12 protein-coding genes are annotated in these 16654 nt (G+C 58.0%); 9 read left to right on the top strand and 3 right to left on the bottom strand.

Annotated elements, in window-relative coordinates; all coding sequences use genetic code 11:
• Nucleotides 1-27 precede the first annotated feature (27 nt).
• Nucleotides 28-2889 carry a beta-N-acetylglucosaminidase domain-containing protein gene (locus WW58_RS13135; protein WP_102758815.1) on the bottom strand — a complete coding sequence of 954 codons (2862 nt, stop codon included), beginning with the start codon at nucleotides 2887-2889 and terminating at the stop codon, nucleotides 28-30.
• 457 nt (nucleotides 2890-3346) lie between these two features.
• Between WW58_RS13135 and WW58_RS05935 the strand changes: the two genes are divergently transcribed.
• The 8 genes from WW58_RS05935 to WW58_RS05900 all read left to right on the top strand — a co-directional run bounded on the left by WW58_RS05935 (nucleotide 3347) and on the right by WW58_RS05900 (nucleotide 13325).
• Nucleotides 3347-4288: a metal ABC transporter substrate-binding protein gene (locus WW58_RS05935; RefSeq protein ID WP_146021600.1), complete on the top strand. Its 942-nt coding sequence runs from the start codon at nucleotides 3347-3349 to the stop codon at nucleotides 4286-4288.
• A complete protein-coding gene (locus tag WW58_RS05930; RefSeq protein ID WP_046436103.1) occupies nucleotides 4285-4719 on the top strand; it encodes a hypothetical protein in 435 nt (144 codons plus the stop codon). The genes WW58_RS05935 and WW58_RS05930 overlap by 4 nt, the downstream gene beginning before the upstream one ends.
• Nucleotides 4716-5516: a metal ABC transporter ATP-binding protein gene (locus tag WW58_RS05925; protein WP_046436190.1), complete on the top strand. Its 801-nt coding sequence runs from the start codon at nucleotides 4716-4718 to the stop codon at nucleotides 5514-5516. The genes WW58_RS05930 and WW58_RS05925 overlap by 4 nt, the downstream gene beginning before the upstream one ends.
• Nucleotides 5513-6367, top strand: coding sequence for a metal ABC transporter permease (locus WW58_RS05920; RefSeq protein WP_022198614.1), 855 nt, complete (start codon nucleotides 5513-5515; stop codon nucleotides 6365-6367). The genes WW58_RS05925 and WW58_RS05920 overlap by 4 nt, the downstream gene beginning before the upstream one ends.
• Nucleotides 6368-6488: 121 nt before the next feature.
• Nucleotides 6489-6980 (top strand): UvrB/UvrC motif-containing protein, encoded by a 492-nt coding sequence (locus WW58_RS05915; protein ID WP_180971939.1) that lies wholly within the window; start codon nucleotides 6489-6491, stop codon nucleotides 6978-6980.
• 5 nt (nucleotides 6981-6985) lie between these two features.
• A complete protein-coding gene (locus WW58_RS05910) occupies nucleotides 6986-8041 on the top strand; it encodes a protein arginine kinase (RefSeq protein ID WP_046436100.1) in 1056 nt (351 codons plus the stop codon).
• Between the two features lie 28 nt (nucleotides 8042-8069).
• Nucleotides 8070-10652 carry an ATP-dependent Clp protease ATP-binding subunit gene (locus tag WW58_RS05905; RefSeq protein ID WP_046436098.1) on the top strand — a complete coding sequence of 861 codons (2583 nt, stop codon included), beginning with the start codon at nucleotides 8070-8072 and terminating at the stop codon, nucleotides 10650-10652.
• A 162-nt stretch (nucleotides 10653-10814) separates the two neighbouring features.
• Complete coding sequence (locus WW58_RS05900; protein WP_046436189.1) at nucleotides 10815-13325, top strand: alpha-N-acetylglucosaminidase; 2511 nt, start codon at nucleotides 10815-10817, stop codon at nucleotides 13323-13325.
• 130 nt (nucleotides 13326-13455) lie between these two features.
• Here WW58_RS05900 and WW58_RS05895 read toward each other — a convergent pair whose 3' ends face one another.
• Together WW58_RS05895 and WW58_RS05890 are read right to left on the bottom strand one after the other, a co-directional pair.
• On the bottom strand, nucleotides 13456-13824 hold the full coding sequence (locus WW58_RS05895; RefSeq protein ID WP_205596323.1) for a rhodanese-like domain-containing protein: 369 nt from the start codon (nucleotides 13822-13824) through the stop codon (nucleotides 13456-13458).
• A gap of 207 nt (nucleotides 13825-14031) precedes the next feature.
• Nucleotides 14032-14910 (bottom strand): fumarylacetoacetate hydrolase family protein, encoded by an 879-nt coding sequence (locus WW58_RS05890; protein WP_102728002.1) that lies wholly within the window; start codon nucleotides 14908-14910, stop codon nucleotides 14032-14034.
• Between the two features lie 166 nt (nucleotides 14911-15076).
• On the opposite strand from WW58_RS05890, the gene WW58_RS05885 reads away from it, so the two are divergent.
• On the top strand, nucleotides 15077-16633 hold the full coding sequence (locus tag WW58_RS05885) for a 2-isopropylmalate synthase (RefSeq protein WP_046436096.1): 1557 nt from the start codon (nucleotides 15077-15079) through the stop codon (nucleotides 16631-16633).
• The last annotated feature ends 21 nt before the right edge of the window (nucleotides 16634-16654 follow it).

Genomic DNA, 16654 nt, shown 5'->3' with positions numbered 1-16654 from the left:
GTAAGATGCCAGCGGCGTCTGAGACGGTTATTTCCGGGAGGAAAAAATGACTTCATTAATGATCGCCTCCGGCTGGGGAGCCTTATAGGTCAGGCGCACGGCAGAAGTTCCGGCAGGGATGGCAAATTCAGAGACACCGGGGCCGGCGTTCCGTTTGCCGACCGGCGTCCAGGCGCCTTCTCCGCGGCGGGCCTGGATGGCGAAGGCGGCAGATCCCACCACGATTACTTTGGTGGCCTTGGGATTGTCCAGATTGGGAACGACTACGTCCAGCGGCTTGTCGGCACGGTAAACCGTTTTCAGGTTTCTGTCGCTCAGGGAAACCAGACTGGTGCCGGGGTCCGCGGGAGGAACGTCAAATTTGAACATGTTCAGAACAATATCCTGCTCACTGCCGCTTTTATTAACCAGCTTCATCCCCTTGATTCCCTTGGGAAGCTGGTTGCCCCTGGCAATGAAGTTTTTGCCCTGTTTGTCCAGCTTCTGGACTACGGGCTTGGAAGAACCTTCCACGTCCAGCACCACTTCCGCCCAGGAGTTGACGTCATCCCGTTCCAGGTTGACTTCCAGCCAGGTAGCGTCCGTGGGGCCATCCAGCTGCAGGGAAATAAATTCCCCGGGTTTCATCTTATGCGTTTCCATCACGCGGTTGATCCGCACGATTTTGTCGGATTTCTGCACGGAAACGCCCTCCAGCCCCGCCACATTGGAGGAAGCCATAGCGGAAGGAGGCGTGTTGACGGCTATTTCCCGCACGGCAGTCCAGACAGACCGGCCGTTGCCTGTTTTTTTCGGTTCAATGACGCGGTAGCGCACGGCACGGAGCAAAACCGGCTTGGGAGCCTTCCAGACCACCTGCATGCCGGAAGTTTCCGGCCCCAGCGGTTTCCAGGTTTCGAGGTCGCGGGAGCCTTCCAGCTGCCCTTTTTCTACATAGTCGCCGTCCTTGTCATTGCGGCCCATCAGCACTTCCACGCTCCGCACGGGGATGGGCATCCCGTAGTCCACGCCATACCAGTCGCCCGGCTGGCCGTAGGCGCCGGAGTGCCAGAAAGAGCCGCGATCCCCGTCACAGAAGAGTTCCGCCTTATCCATGCTGCCCCCCTTGACCAGGGGCTTGGGAGAAAGGGCCGGCGCGCCGGCAATGGCCGGAAAAACTTTTTTGGAGACAATATCCGCCAGTTCATTGACGGCGGGGGCCATCACACGGGAACCGGTCTTTACCGCAGAACGATACAACTGTCCTTCCTGGTTGTGGCGGCGGGAAATTCCATCCATGGCCGCCAGAGCCTGCGTAGCCTGCACCAGCCGGGTCGCGGCTTCTCTGGCGTTGTTTTCCTCCAGCGCCGCTACAGCGTGCTGACCGGCATGCCCCAGCTGCTCAAAGGCATCCACCCACGCGCCTATTTCCTTCATCAGCCGCGGATTGTTCGCCCTGGCACGGATGACGGGCGCAGCGGCGGCCATACGGGCAAATTCCTTTTTGAGCAGGGCCATATCCTTCTTCTCAATCTTGCCTTCCCGGGCGGCTTCCAGCACGCGCTTGACTACGGGCTCTATTTCCACGGATTCCTCACGCCGGTAGCCGTGACCGTTAGGGCCCTGGTCGGAGTTGTGGTTCACAAAAACCTGCATGGCTTCCGCCGCTTTCGGGAACAGGCGCCTGACTCCTTCCTTCCAGGCCTCATCAGACTTGAACCCGTTGATGTTCCAGGAGTAGTCCGCAAGGCCGAAGAGGGAGACCTTGGAGGCCTCCGGCTTATCCATGGGGTTGGAGACGAAACCGCCCATGGATTCCTTCGCTCCCGGTTCCGAGGCAACGCCATACACGCGGCCCATGCAGAGGTTGGAACGGCAGTAGTCCGTGACGGGGAAGTTCCACCAGACGTAGGAAGGGCGCTTGATTCTTCTGTTCACCCATTGCTGGCCTTCCAGCGTAATGTCATGGCAAACGGAGTTCCCCGTCCACATGACGTGGATGGAGGGGTCCAGACGGTCCCCCAGAATGTCCAGATAGGTTCCCGGCTTGGGATCGGCCCAGCCGCGGTTGTACTCCGTGGGGCACATGACCAGGGGGGTGACGTCTTTCTTCACCTTGACAAATTCGTCATTGATTTTGTTCAGCAGAAGGGCCTGCATGTCCCCCCGCTTGCCCTCTCCGAAGATGTCGTCAAAAAACACGGCAAAGGAACGGACGCCCAGCTTGTACATCATCTCAAACTTTTTGATGACGTTGTTCATGTCTTCTTCCGTCCACTTAATGTCTTTGCCGGGGTGGATGGCCCAGACAAAGTCCACATGGTTTTCCTTCGCCACCTTCACCAGTTCCCTGATCTGGGCGGCCTGGTCCGCGGGATAGGGATCCCGCCAGTGGGGGGAGGAATGGTAGGGATCGTCCTTCGGCCCGTAGATGTATGTGTTCATTTTGTTCTGCCCGTAAAAGCGCAGCTGGCTCAGACGGGCTTCATGGCTCCAGGGAGTGCCGTAAAAACCTTCCACCGTTCCGCGGAATTCAATGTCCGGCCAATCCGTAATTTCCCCAACGGGCAAGATCACGCCTTCTCCGCCGGTCTTCGTTCCCAGCTGCCGCAGCGTCTGCATGGCGTAAAATGCCCCACGTTCGTCATGGGCTCCTATGCCCACCTTTCCCTGCGGAGAAATCACCAGCTTGTAGGCTCCGGATTTTTCCGGAACCCCGTCCAGCAGCTTGCTCCCGCCCGCCTTGGCGGAACGTATTGTCACGGAAGGCTTCCCGGAGAAAGCAACCGTCTGGGAGGTGAATTTGGACTGCTGGGGGGACGGATATACGGCAGGAGTCGCCGCCAGAGCGGAACCGGCCAGAAAGGCCGCCACGCTCAAGCCACATTGGAGAAGTTGAAAACCATTCATGATGATGCGCGATAATGGAACCAGAAAAAACTTTCCACCTCAAGAAAAAACCGTTCTCCTCCATCAGGCTGTCGCCACCAGGGGAAAAACACGGGAAAAGACTTCAAAAAGAAACTTCCCCGCCTTCTCTTCCCTCTTCAGGAAGATCTCCCCGCTCCTCATGGAATATTCGGGAACTGTCATCACTCCATCACCCGGCTCATCCGGAGACCGCCCGGCGCAGCCGCCCCCCTGCAGGAAGCGGCATGTTGATGGAATTTCCTGTGAAGGGCAATCGTCCCGCACGGAAATCCTGGCGGGGCTGGATGCCAGGGGCGCCGCCTTCTCCCTTCTTGACCAAAAATTCACCGTAACGCTGAAAAACAAAAAAGGGCCGTGCAGAATCCCTGAAAAGTCAGCGTCATCCCATTTCAGAAGACAAATTTGACCATTGCATCACTTGAAGGGAAGGTTCATCATGCGTAACATGCTCCGGCGCATTTTGATTCCTTTTCTGTGTCTTCTGGGCCTGTTCTGCTCTCTTCAGGCCCAGGATGCCCCAGTATTGAAAATCGCGGCTCTGCACCCCGTCCTGGGAGACATGGCCCGCGCCATCGGCGGCAGCCGCGTGCAGGTGGCGGACCTGCTGCGCCCCAACGGCAACCTGCACAGCTTTGAACCCTCGCCGCAGGACATTGCCGCCGCAGGACGGGCGCGCCTGGTGCTGGCCTCCGGCAAAAACCTGGAGCCGTACCTTCCCAAATTAAAGGACGCCCTGGGAGGCAGCGCGCAAATTCTGGATCTCGGAGCCTCCGTCCCGGATGTTCCCGTGGAGGAAGACACCGCAGACCATGACCACGAACACGACGGAGACTGCTGCGCCCACGGTCCCAACGACCCCCACTGGTGGCACACCCCGGCCAATATGAAACGCGCCGCCCGCACCCTGGCCGCAACGCTCACGCGGCTGGACCCGGCCCATGAACAGGACTATAAAGCCGGCCTGTCCCGGTGGAACAGAAAGATGGACCAGCTTTCCTCCTGGGCCAGAAAGGAACTTGCGGACATTCCGGAAACGGACCGCGTCCTGGTTACGGGGCATGCGGCCATGAACCATTTCTGCAGGGAATTCGGCTTCCGCAGCATCAGCATCCAGGGGATAAGCCGTGAAGATGAAGGCAACTCCTCCCAGCTGGCCTCCACGCTGAAAAAGCTGAGGTCAGCCGGGGTAAAAGCCCTATTCCCGGAATATTCCTCCAACCCCAAGAGCCTTACGGAAATCGCCAAATCCCTGAACATCCCCGTTGCCAGACCAATCAATACCGACGGGCTGGCACCTGAGGGCCACACGTTCGAATCCATGTTCAGACAAAACACAGGCATCATCAAGGAAGCCCTTTCCCCGTCCCCCAGGCCATGACCAGCACACCCCTGCGGCAGTTTTTTCCCACTCTGGGAGTCGTCATCCTGCTGGGATTCTTCCTCTACAACATGACGGCACCCACCACCGGATCACAGGAAGCGGAGCATTCCGCCCCCACGGCGCAAACCGCGGATGTTCCCACGGTCATCACGGTCAGATGCGCCCACCGTCCGGAAGCCCTTTCCATCTCCTGCGGCGGCCGTCTTCTCTGGCAGCCCGAAACGCCCGGGCTGCATGAAGAAACGGAATGCGGCCTGCCGTTGAAAAACGGTTCCGTAACGCTTACCGTTTCCGCCCGCTGGCCGGAAAACACGCCGGACACCCCCGTCATGCTGGAACTGGAACCGGAGGGGAAAACCACCGTCTCCGCCACCCGCTGGTCCTTCGGCCCCTCCCTGAACGACAGCTACTCCTTCTCATGGAAATGAACAGCCCAGCCCCTCCCTGCACCCAGGACCACATCTGCTGGGGCGCGCACGCCAGCCACCCGGACCGCCACCGACTGGAAGTGGACAGCCTCAGCGTTTATTATGGAAGCCTTCTCGCGCTCAACGGCATCAGCTTTTCCATCACCTGCGGCCACACGCTGGCTCTGATGGGTCCCAACGGTGCAGGAAAATCCACGCTGATCAAGGCTCTGGCCGGGCTGATCCGCCCCGATTCCGGAAAAATCCTGTGGAACGGATGCCCCCTGCACGACACGCCGGGAGAAATAGCCTACCTGCCCCAGCGTTCCGACGTGGACTGGTCTTTCCCCATCACCGTCCACGCGCTGGTGGAAATGGGCCGTTATCCGTCCCTGGGCCTGTGGAAAAAATTCGGGAGGCATGACCGGGATATTGTGGAAAAATCCCTTCACGTTCTTGGTATGGAATCCCTGGCGGACCGCCAGATTTCAGAACTCTCCGGCGGCCAGCAGCAGCGGGCCTTTCTGGCTCGGGCCCTGGCGCAGGAGGCCCATGTCCTCCTGCTGGACGAACCCTTCACGGGCCTGGACGCTCCTGCCAGCCAATCCCTGGGGAAGCTTCTGGATTCCCTGGCGGCGGAAGGACGGCTGGTCATCGCCTCCCACCACGATTTGAACACGGCGGCGGACATCTTCGACACCATCCTGCTGATGAACAGGGAGCTGGCCGCCTTCGGCCCCCCGAAGGAAGTGCTTACCCCCGCACGCATCCGGGAGACATACGGAATGGAACCTCAACCGGAACCCCAAGCTTCATGATGGACGATTTTCTCCAATTCCTCCGCGAACCCATCGCGCAGCGGTCCCTGCTGGCCTGCGTCATGATCGGCTTCGCCAACGGCTTCGTCAGCGGGCTGGTAATCCTGAAAAAATCCGCCCTCCAAATCGGTACGCTTTCCTGCGCCCTGCTGCCGGGCATTGCGGTGGCGGTGCTCCTCTTCGGCCTTACCCGCTGGAGCCTGCTGACGGGGGCTGTGGTGGCCGCCCTGCTGGTGGGTCTGGGTTCCCTCTTCGTTTCCCGAACATCCCGGCTGAACCAGGACACCGCCCTCTCCATCCTGCATACCACGGCTTTCGCTGCGGGCTTCATCGTGCTGGTCAGGCTGGGCCTGCAACAGAAAATTGACGACTGGCTGTTTGGCTCCATCATGAGCCTGTCCGACTCCGACCTGTGGATCGCCTTCGCCATCAGCTCCGTCAGCGTCCTGATCCTGCTGCTCTTCCGCCGCCCCATCCTGATCTGTCTCTTTGACCCGGACATCGCCACCACGCTGGGAATCCCCTCCCGCCTCATCAGCTACGGCATCTTCACCCTGATCATTCTGGTGCTCGTTTCCTCCCTGCAGGCCGTGGGAGCGTTCCTGACACTGGGGCTGCTTGTCGGCCCCGCCGCCACGGTGTACCTGCTTACCAACAAGCCGGCCCATCTCTTCTGGGGGGGAGGAATCATCGGAGGGCTGGGTTCCCTGCTGGCTTTTTACCTGTCCTTCCCTCTGGGCTGGCATCTGGGCGCCACCATCATTCTGGTGCTGGGCGTCATTTTTTGCACAGCCTATTTGTATTCATCACGGTGCGGGCTTTTGAAACAACGCGGAAAGAATTCTTCTTAAGTACAATAACAAGGCCCGTTTTCATGACAATCCATGACACGCAGACTACTAGTCCGCCACAGGGAGCGCCATTATAATGCGGGTTGTGAAAAAATGTGAGATATGCTCTGCACCGGCAACGGTGTTCCTGACACAGATCATCAACGGGAAGTCCACCAAATTCTGCCTTTGCGCCAAATGCGCCCAGGAGCGGGGTCTGCTGGATCCGGATGCCTTTGATCTGGCGGAGAAACTGTTCCCGAACCTTCAGGGCCAATTCGGCAAGGAAGGAGCAGCGGGTTCTGCCGCTCCCATTCCGGCCTTGCAATCCCTGCCCCTCACAAGCTGTCCGATCTGCTCCTTCACCCTTCAGGATTACAAAAACGTAGGACGCCTGGGCTGCAGTGAATGCTACAACGTCTTTGAAGAAGAAATCCTCCCGCTTCTTACCCAGATCCAGCCTGATTCCCACCATCACGGAAAAACGCCGGAACGGGCCGAAAAACGCGAAACGGAAACCCATACCATCAGCGATCTGGAACAACAGCTTTCCCTGGCAGTGGCAAGAGAGGATTATGAACGCGCCGCCAAACTCCGCGATCAAATCAAACAATTGCGCACGCCGACCAATTAACATACATGCTCTTTGACGACTTACTCAACAACCCCGCCAAATGGATGGTGGAATCAAGGGATGAGCACGACATCGTCCTCACCTCCCGCATCCGCCTGGCGCGCAACCTGACCGCCACCCCCTTTCCCGGCTGGGCCACACGCCAGCAGAGGGAAGAAACGCTGAAGCTCACTTCCGGAGAAGCGCGCCAAATCCCCGTCATGAAGGGAGGCTATTATGCGGAGCTCTCCGGTCTTACCCAGCAACAGAAACAGTTGCTGGTGGAACGCCACCTCATTTCCCGGGAACTGGCGGCGCGTTCGGAAGGCTGCGCCGTCCTCATCTCCCGCAGCCAGAATGCCAGCATCCTCTTTAATGAGGAGGACCATCTGCGCCTGCAGTATATCCTGCCCGGCATCCAGCTTAAAAAAGCATGGGGGGCTATCTCCAAAATAGACTCTGAACTGGAAGCCAGGCTTCCGTACGCCTACAATACGCGGCTGGGCTACATTACCGCCTGTCCCACCAACCTGGGCACGGGCATGAGGGCCTCCGTGATGATGCATCTGCCGGGCCTCGTCATCTCTGAACAGATGCAGCAGGTCGTTCAGGCGGCCGCACAGCTTAACATTACCGTCCGCGGCCTTTACGGGGAAGGGACGGAAGCCACCGGCAACCTTTTCCAGATATCCAACCAGTCCACGCTGGGGGACAGTGAAGACCGGATTGTGGAACGCATGACCCGCTTCACCTCCGACCTGGCCCATCAGGAATGGAACGCGCGCAGGCGGCTGCTCCAGTCATCTTCCCTGCAGGTGAAGGACCGCGTTTCCCGCGCCTACGGCCTTCTGACCAACGCCACTCTGCTTTCCACGCAGGAGGCGCTGGCGCTGCTCTCCTTCCTCCGGATGGGAGCGTCTCTGGACATCTTTTCCCACCAGGCATTAAAAAACGTCAATAAAACCATCATGAACATCCAGCCGGCCCATCTGGCCCGCCTGTCCACCACGGACCAAACCACTTCGGAACACAGGGACCAGATCCGCGCTGATATGATCCGGAAGGAACTTTCCGGCAACTAATGCAACCATACCAATTTTTTGACCATCCATGAATAATTTTACGCCTAGGGCGCAACAAGTGCTGGCGCATGCGCGCCGGGAAGCGGACCGCTTCAATCATCATTACATAGGAACCGAACACCTTCTGCTCGGCCTGCTCAAGCTGGGCAAGGGCGTGGCCGTCACCATCCTGGAAAATCTGGGCGTGGAGCTTACCGCCGTGCGCAAACAGGTGGAGGAACAAATAGGCCGGGGCACGGAACCCCAGGCGGAGGGCAACATCCCGTACACCCCCAGGGTGCGCAAAGTCCTGGCAATGGCAAACAGGGAAGCCCAGGAACTCAACCACACGTATGTGGGCACGGAACACCTGCTCCTGGGCCTCATCCGTGACGGAGACGGCGTGGCCGGACAGATTCTGCGCCACTTCGGCGTGGATTTGGAACAGGCGCGGCGCGAACTGCTGGACGTGCTGACCCCCAAATACCAGATGGATGCGGATGAAGACAACATCATCCCGGACGACGATGACGACGAGGAGGAAAATGAATCCTCCGCCATCCCGACGGACGAGCCTTCCTCCCCCTCCTACTCCAGGCAACAGAAATCCAAGACCCCAGCACTCCAGGCCTTCGGCCGGGACATGACCCAGCTGGCCCGGGACGGCAAGCTGGATCCCGTCATCGGCCGCGCCTCGGAAATTGAGCGCGTCATCCAGATTCTGTGCCGGAGGAACAAGAACAACCCCGTCCTGCTCGGTGAAGCAGGGGTGGGCAAAACCGCCATCGTGGAAGGGCTGGCCCAGGAAATAGCCCAGGGCCATGTTCCGGAGCTCCTGCGCAGCAAGAGGGTCATCTCCCTGGATCTGGCGCTGATGGTGGCCGGCACCAAATACCGCGGCCAGTTTGAAGAACGGCTCAAGGCCGTGATGGATGAAATACGCCGGGAAGGCAACGTCATCCTTTTCATTGACGAACTGCACACCATCGTGGGCGCCGGCTCCGCGGAAGGCTCCATGGACGCCTCCAACATCATCAAGCCCGCCCTCTCCCGGGGTGAGCTCCAGGCCATAGGCGCCACCACGCTCAACGAATACAGGAAACACATTGAGAAGGATGCCGCCCTGGAACGCCGCTTCCAGCAGGTGCAGGTAGGGGAACCCTCCGTGGAGGACACCATTCAGATTCTTGCCGGCATCCAGCCCAAGTATGAGGAACATCACAAGGTGCATTATACGAAGGAAGCCGTTGAAGCCGCAGCCAGGCTCTCCCACCGCTATCTGACGGGCCGGTTCCTGCCGGACAAGGCCATCGACATCCTGGATGAAGCAGGGGCGCGCAAGCGCGTCTCCCAGATGACCCGCCCGGACCACATCAGCGACATGGAAACCCGCATTGCGGAAATCAAGGAACGCAAGGACAAGGCTGTGGAAACCCAGCTTTTTGAGGAAGCAGCCTGCCTGCGCGACGAGGAAAAACAAGCCAGGGCGGAACTTCAGAACATGCTGGAAACCTGGCGCAATTCCTATGAGACCAATTACGTTCCCGTGACGGATGAAGACGTGATGAGCGTGCTCGCCAAATGGACGGGCATCCCGCTGGCCCGGATGGAGGAAAAGGAAACCGCCAAACTTCTGCGGATGGAAGAAGAGTTAAAAAGCAAAGTCATCGGCCAGGACGAGGCGGCCTCCGCCATCGCCCGCGCCCTGCGGCGCAGCCGCGCGGACATCAAGGACCCTCGCCGCCCGATCGGCTCATTCCTCTTCCTGGGCCCCACCGGCGTGGGTAAAACCTATCTGGCCCGCAATCTGGCGGAAATCATGTTCGGCACCGCGGACGCCCTGATTCAGGTGGACATGAGCGAGTACATGGAAAAACACACCACGTCCCGTCTCATCGGTTCTCCTCCCGGCTACGTAGGCCATGACGAAGGCGGCCAGCTCACGGAAGCCGTCCGGCGCAGGCCCTACTCCGTCATCCTCTTTGATGAAGTGGAAAAGGCCCATCCGGACGTCATGAACCTGCTTCTCCAGATTCTGGAAGAAGGAAGCGTGACGGACTCCCTGGGACGCAAGATCAACTTCCGCAACACCATCATCATCCTGACCTCCAACGTGGGGGCCGCCTCCGCCAAGCGGCAGAGCGCCATGGGCTTCGGGGCCATGGCCGCCGACAACGCGGACTACGCCGCCATGAAGGGAAAGATTCTGGAAGAAGCGCGCAGGCAATTCCGCCCGGAATTCCTGAACCGCTTTGATGACATTTCCGTCTTCCGCATGCTGGAACGGGATGACCTGGAACGCATCGTGCATCTGGAAGCGGACAAGCTCATCTCCCGTCTCAAGACCAAGAATATCACGCTGGCCCTGAGCCCGGAAGCCCTGAGCCTGATCATCAAGAACGGCTACGACCCGCAGTACGGCGCACGCCCGATGCGCCGCACCATCGAACGCCTGCTGGAAGACCCGCTGGCGGAATCCCTGCTGAGGGGAGACGTGAAACCCGGCGATAAAATTGAAGCCGTGGAAACGGACGGAACGGAGACGCTCACCTTCCTGCACATCAAGGATAAAACCCCGGCAAAGCCCAAAACGCCGCGCAAAAGGGCTCCACGGAAGCCCAAGGCGGAATAAAAGCTTTCCGGTTTTTCAACCGAGGCCCCTGCATGCTGGCATGCAGGGGCTTTTTCTTTGACGGATTACGCAAATATCCGTTTTTCGCTGAAAGAACCATTTACCAGTCTGTGATATATTATAAATATGACCTTTTACTTCTCAAAAATTCTATTCCTTTTCATGCTGACAAATCTGTTTGTCTTCGCAGAAGATATACAGAAAAACAGGGAGCGGGAAGCAGCGCGTTCAGTAATCATGCGGACCGTTCCGTCCCTGGCTAAAGCCCCGGAAAAACTGCAACTGGAAATTATTGAAAAAGAAGACGGGCACGATGTTTTTGAAACGAAAGCTTCCGGCGGAATACTGAATATCCGGGGAAGCAGCGGCACAGCCCTCTGCCGGGGATTCTATGATTTTCTGAAGACAAACCGTCTGGGAATGGTCTCCTGGGATAATAAAGATATCCGCTGGCCGGCGCAACTGCCGGATGCCGCGCCGCGCCGCATCGTTTCCCCTTTCCGCAACCACTATTACTTCAATGTGGTCACCTATGGCTATACGATGCCTTACTGGACCTGGGAACGCTGGGAAAAAGAAATAGATTGGATGGCTCTGCACGGCATAGATATGCCTCTGGCCCTGGTTGCCACGGAGGGAATCGCCGTCCGGGTATGGAAACAGCTGGGACTGACGGAGAAAGAAATAGAAGAATTTTATACGGGACCGGCACACCTTCCCTGGCAGCGGATGGGGAACATCGTCAATCATGACGGCCCCCTGCCCGCCAGCTGGCACAAGGACCAAATCGCCCTGCAGCACCGCATCCTGCACAGGATGAAATCCCTGGGCATGACCCCCATTTGTCCCGCTTTTTCCGGTTTCGTTCCCCGGGGAATCCTCCGCCTTTATCCGGAAGCGAAGCTTCACCGGCTGGGGTGGGGAGGTTGGCCTCAAAAAAACCACGCCCATTTTCTTTCTCCGGAAGAGCCCCTTTTCCTTAAAATAGGACGCCTGTACATGCAGGAATGGCAGAAGGAATTCGGGAAAAACACCCATTTTCTTGCGGACTCTTTCAATGAAATGGAACTTCCCGAAAACAAAGGAGGCGCCGAAGCCCGCAACAATATGCTCAGCTCCCTCGGAGAACAAATCTACCGCTCCATTTCCTCCACCAACCCGAATGCGGTATGGGTCATGCAGGGATGGATGTTCGGATACCAGCGCAATATCTGGAACGCAGATACTCTGAAGGCTTTGCTCAGCAAGGTTCCGGACGATAAGATGCTCCTTCTGGACCTGGCGGCGGATTACAACAAGACTTTCTGGCGCAACGGCATGAACTGGGACGTCTTCAAGGGTTTTTTCAATAAACCGTGGGTTTACAGCGTGGTTCCCAACATGGGCGGCAAATGCGCCATGACTGGGGTAATGGATTTTTACGCCAACGGCCATCTGGAAGCCTTGAACTCTTCATCCAGGGGGCGCCTCTCCGGAATGGGCATGGCCCCGGAAGGGATAGAAAACAATGACGTTATCTACGAACTGGTTACGGACGCCGCATGGAGGGACCGCCAGGAGGACGTGGAACAATATCTGGAAAATTATTGCCGTGCCCGATACGGAAATTATCCGGACAGCATGAAGGAAGCCTGGAATCTGTTCCGCCGCACAGCCTATTCCAACTTAAAGGACCATCCCCGTTTCAACTGGCAAATGAAACCCGGCACCCGCGGCTGTTCCGTAAACACAAGCGAAGATTTTCTGAAAGGCCTCTCCCTGTTCGTCAACACTCGCGGCATGGAACAGTCCCCCCTGTTCCGCCAGGATGCCGTTGAGATGACCGCCCATTACCTTGGCATACGCATGAATGAAGCCATCCTGGCCGCTCTGGAAGCCCTGGATGAACAAGACATGGAGAATACGAAAAAATGCATGGAATATTTCCGCAAATACGCCCTTCGGGCGGATTCCCTTCTGGAAGGACACCCCACCTGGAGGCTGTCGCGCTGGTTATCATTTGCCCGGTCTCACGGAACTTCTCCGGAGGGAAAAAACAAGTATGAACAAAACGCCAGAAGGCTGGTGACCAGATGGGGGCCTCCCGTAGACGACTACGCCGCCAAAATATGGAGCGGCCTTATCAGGGACTACTATCTGCCGCGCTGGGAACACTTTATTCAGAGCCGTCTTTCCGATAAAAATCCGGATATGGGAGCATGGGAGGAAAAATGGGTCCGTTCCACTGGCGTAAGCGCGGCGCACGCGCCCGGAGATCTGGTCAACGCCTGCCGCCAGGCTATCCGGGAGGCGCCCCCCCTGCCTTCTTCCCTGAAAAGAAAAGCAGCCGGATCAATTATAGGAAACTGGACCTCCGCGACGGTATCCACGGAATGGAGTTATCTGGACTGGCCCGTTTCTTCCGCTGATCTTGAAAAACTCCGGGGGGTGCGCTTCGTCTTCACTTCCGGCAGCCATGCCCTGGAAATAGACGGCGTCGAACTCCTGGAAAACGGCAAAGTAATCGCCCGCGACCAGCACGCCGGATTGGCAGGCAAGCCTTCCCGCGGGAATTTCTACAAACTTTCCCTTCCCAAGGGAATCCATGCCAACAACGGATGCTCCCTCAGAGCCAGGGTCCGCTCCGTAGGCGGAAAATCCTCCAATGGGAAACTGGAATTGATTAAAGAATGAACGGCTTGAATTTCATTCGCTTTCCGGAAGGAGCCTCATGAATCCGTACCCGTGCCGTTTCCTGACCGAACCAGGAAACGGCACGCCCGGCGTCCCTCGGAAGCCCCGCACAGAACAATCGGACGGAAAGTTACATTTCGAACCGGTGCAGGTTTTCCACATGGGAATATCCCATCTTCCTGAGCGTTTCCAGCGCCTTGTCCGCCCTCTTGCCCGTACGGCAATACAGCAGAATCACGGCGTTTTTATCCGGAAGAAGCTGCGGAGCCCGTTGTTCCACCTCATCTGCCGGAATATTCAAGGCTCCCTCCTTATGTCCCGTGCGGTACTCATCCGGAGTTCGGACATCCACCAGCACAATAGGGCGCGCCATGCCGCTTTCCGGAGACACCACCATGGCGGCGGGAACAGGGGCGCGTTCCGCATTCCTGCCTTTCAGCCAGACGAAGAGGGCTGTCAGCCCGGTCACCATGACCACGTACAAAACCACGTTTTTCACGCGGCCACTTCACTAAACCGCGGCGAAGTAATCAAGAGAAAATACCGCCCAGCCCCCGCACGCAGGCGTCATCTGCCCTCCGGCCCGCTCCGGCGGCCCCGTTCCACGGGAAACCAACGCTCCGGATACAGAAACAATACGCAGAAGCGGTAAGAGAAAAAACTTTCCCTTACCCTCCATATTCAGAAGAGCCGGAGAATTGTCCCCCTACCCCTCATCATCAATCACCACAGCCTGGGAAGCGAATCCAAAAGCGGGGCTTCCCCATTCCACTACATCCCCGGGTTTCAAATATACCGGAGGCTTCATCCCCATCCCCACGCCTCCCGGAGTTCCGGTGGAAACCACATCTCCGGGCCATAAGGTCATGAACCGGGAAACATAGGCAATCAGGCGCGGAACAGGCCAGATCAAGCCGTCCGTATTGCCGCTTTGGCGCACTTCCCCGTTCACCTTCAATTCCAGGGGAATGCCGGCTCCGTCCCCAAGTTCATCAGCGGAAATGAACGTGGGGCCCATTGGGGCAAAGCTGTCATAACTCTTTCCCTTGGTCCACTGTCCGCCATGTTCCAGCTGGTTGGCCCTTTCCGAATAGTCGCACATCAGCGTATAGCCGCTGATAGCCCGCGCGGCCTCCTCCGGGGAAGCGTTTTTCAGCACCTCCTTAATCACTACGGCCAATTCAATCTCATAATCCAGCTTGTCGCAGCCGGGCGGATACAAAACGACATCGCTGCAGGAAGTAATGGCGGAAGGCGATTTCAGGAAAACAGCCGGCTCCTGTACGGAATCCCCGTCAAACTCCTTCGCATGGTCTGCATAGCTCTTTCCCAGGCACACCAGCTTGGAAGGGGAACAGGGCAGCGCGGTATCAATCGTCCATTCAGGGTCAACAGCTTTGGCGGCGGTATTATCCAGAAACGCGGCAATGCGCTTTATTTCCTCCCCGCAGGATCCCGTTTCCCCGCAAATGCAGGCATCCACCTCGGCAAGCACGGAGTCCGCCGCCAGGTATTCTCCGCGGCTTTCGCTCCACAGAGCCATGACGCGCTCCGCCCGGTCATTCAGGTAAAATCTGATCTTCACCCTTCCATCCTACAAAGCTCCTCCTTTTAGGCAAAGGGAGGTTCCGTCATTCTTTGCTCCGGCGGTTCTCTTCCGCCGCCCGGACGCTCTGTGAAAGCATGCAGCGCGTAGGGCTTGCGTTACCGGAGCAAAACATTATCATGCCACCGCTTAACATCATTAACCTATGTCCGATCAAATCTATTTTTTTGACACTACCCTGCGCGATGGAGAACAATGCCCCGGAGCATCCATGAACCTACGCGAAAAGCTGGAAGTGGCGCGGCAAATGGAACGGCTGGGCATGGACGTGATTGAAGCCGGCTTTCCCTGCATCTCCGATGGCGACTTTGAAGCCGTGCACACCATCGCCCGCGAAATCAAAAAATGCCGCATCGCAGGGCTGGCCCGCTGCGTGAAGGCGGATATTGAAGCGGCGGCCAGGGCCCTGGAACCCGCCGGGGAACGCGCCCGCATCCACATCTTCCTGGCAACCAGCAAGCTGCACATGCAGTTCAAATTGAAAAAAGCGGAATCCGAAATTCTGCGCATGGCGGCGGAAGGCGTATCCTATGCCAAGCAATTCGTGCAGGATGTGGAATTTTCCCCGGAGGACGCTTCCCGCACAGACCTGGATTTTCTGACCAAAGTCGTGGAAACAGTCATCGACGCCGGCGCCACGACCGTCAACATTCCGGATACTGTGGGCTACACTACTCCGGACGAATTCTACCGCATCATCCGCCACCTGAAAGAAAATGTGCCGAACATCGGCAAAGCCGTCATCTCCGTGCATTGCCACAATGACCTTGGGCTGGCCGTAGCCAACTCCCTGGCAGCCGTCCGCGCCGGAGCCCGCCAGGTGGAAGGAACCATTAACGGCATCGGCGAACGCGCCGGAAACGTGGCTCTGGAAGAAGTCATCATGGCCCTGCGCACCCGCGCCGGGCAATTCGGAGACGTCACGGACAACATCAACACGAAGGAAATCGTCCGCACTTCCCGCATCGTGGCCCGCATGAGCGGCATGCAGGTGCAGCGGTCCAAAGCCATCGTGGGGGAAAACGCTTTCGCCCACTCTTCAGGCATCCACCAGCACGGCATCCTCAACTGCCGGGAAACCTATGAAGTCATGGACCCGCAGGCGGTCGGCTGGGGCGCCACGGAACTCCCGCTCACCAAGCATTCCGGGCGCGCTGCCGTCAAATCCAGGCTGGAACAGCTGGGCCATGTCCTCACGGAAGAGGAAGTCAACACCGTCTTTGAACGCTTCAAGAAAGTGGGCGACTCCAAAAAATTCGTTTATGATGATGATCTTTCCGCCATTGTGGACGACTCCCTGCATGCCTCCACCGGCCTATGGGAACTGGACTTCCTGCAATTCGTGGCGGGCAGCCACGCGCGTCCCACGGCTACGGTGGGACTGCTCAAGGAAGGCAAGAAATTTGAAGACAGCTCTACAGGCAACGGCGCCGTGGATGCCGTCATCAAGGCTATTGAACGCATCACTAAGCGCAAAGGCACGCTGAAAGGCTACAGCGTCAACGCCGCTTCCGAAGGGAAGGACGCTCTGGGAGAAGTCACGGTTCATGTGGACTTCGGGCAGCCCAAGCCCATTGTGGGCAAGGGAGCCTCCACAGACGTCATTGAGGCCTCCGCCCGCGCCTACCTGAACGCGGTCAACCGCTCTATCCGCATGGAAAACATGCCCCGGCCCAACAATCTGGATTCTGGAACCATCTAACACGGAAAGCGCCCCGTTCGC

This window comes from Akkermansia sp. UNK.MGS-1 (assembly GCF_000980515.1).
GTDB classification, from domain to species: domain Bacteria; phylum Verrucomicrobiota; class Verrucomicrobiia; order Verrucomicrobiales; family Akkermansiaceae; genus Akkermansia; species Akkermansia muciniphila.
This window is presented reverse-complemented; position numbering and strand designations above follow the sequence as displayed.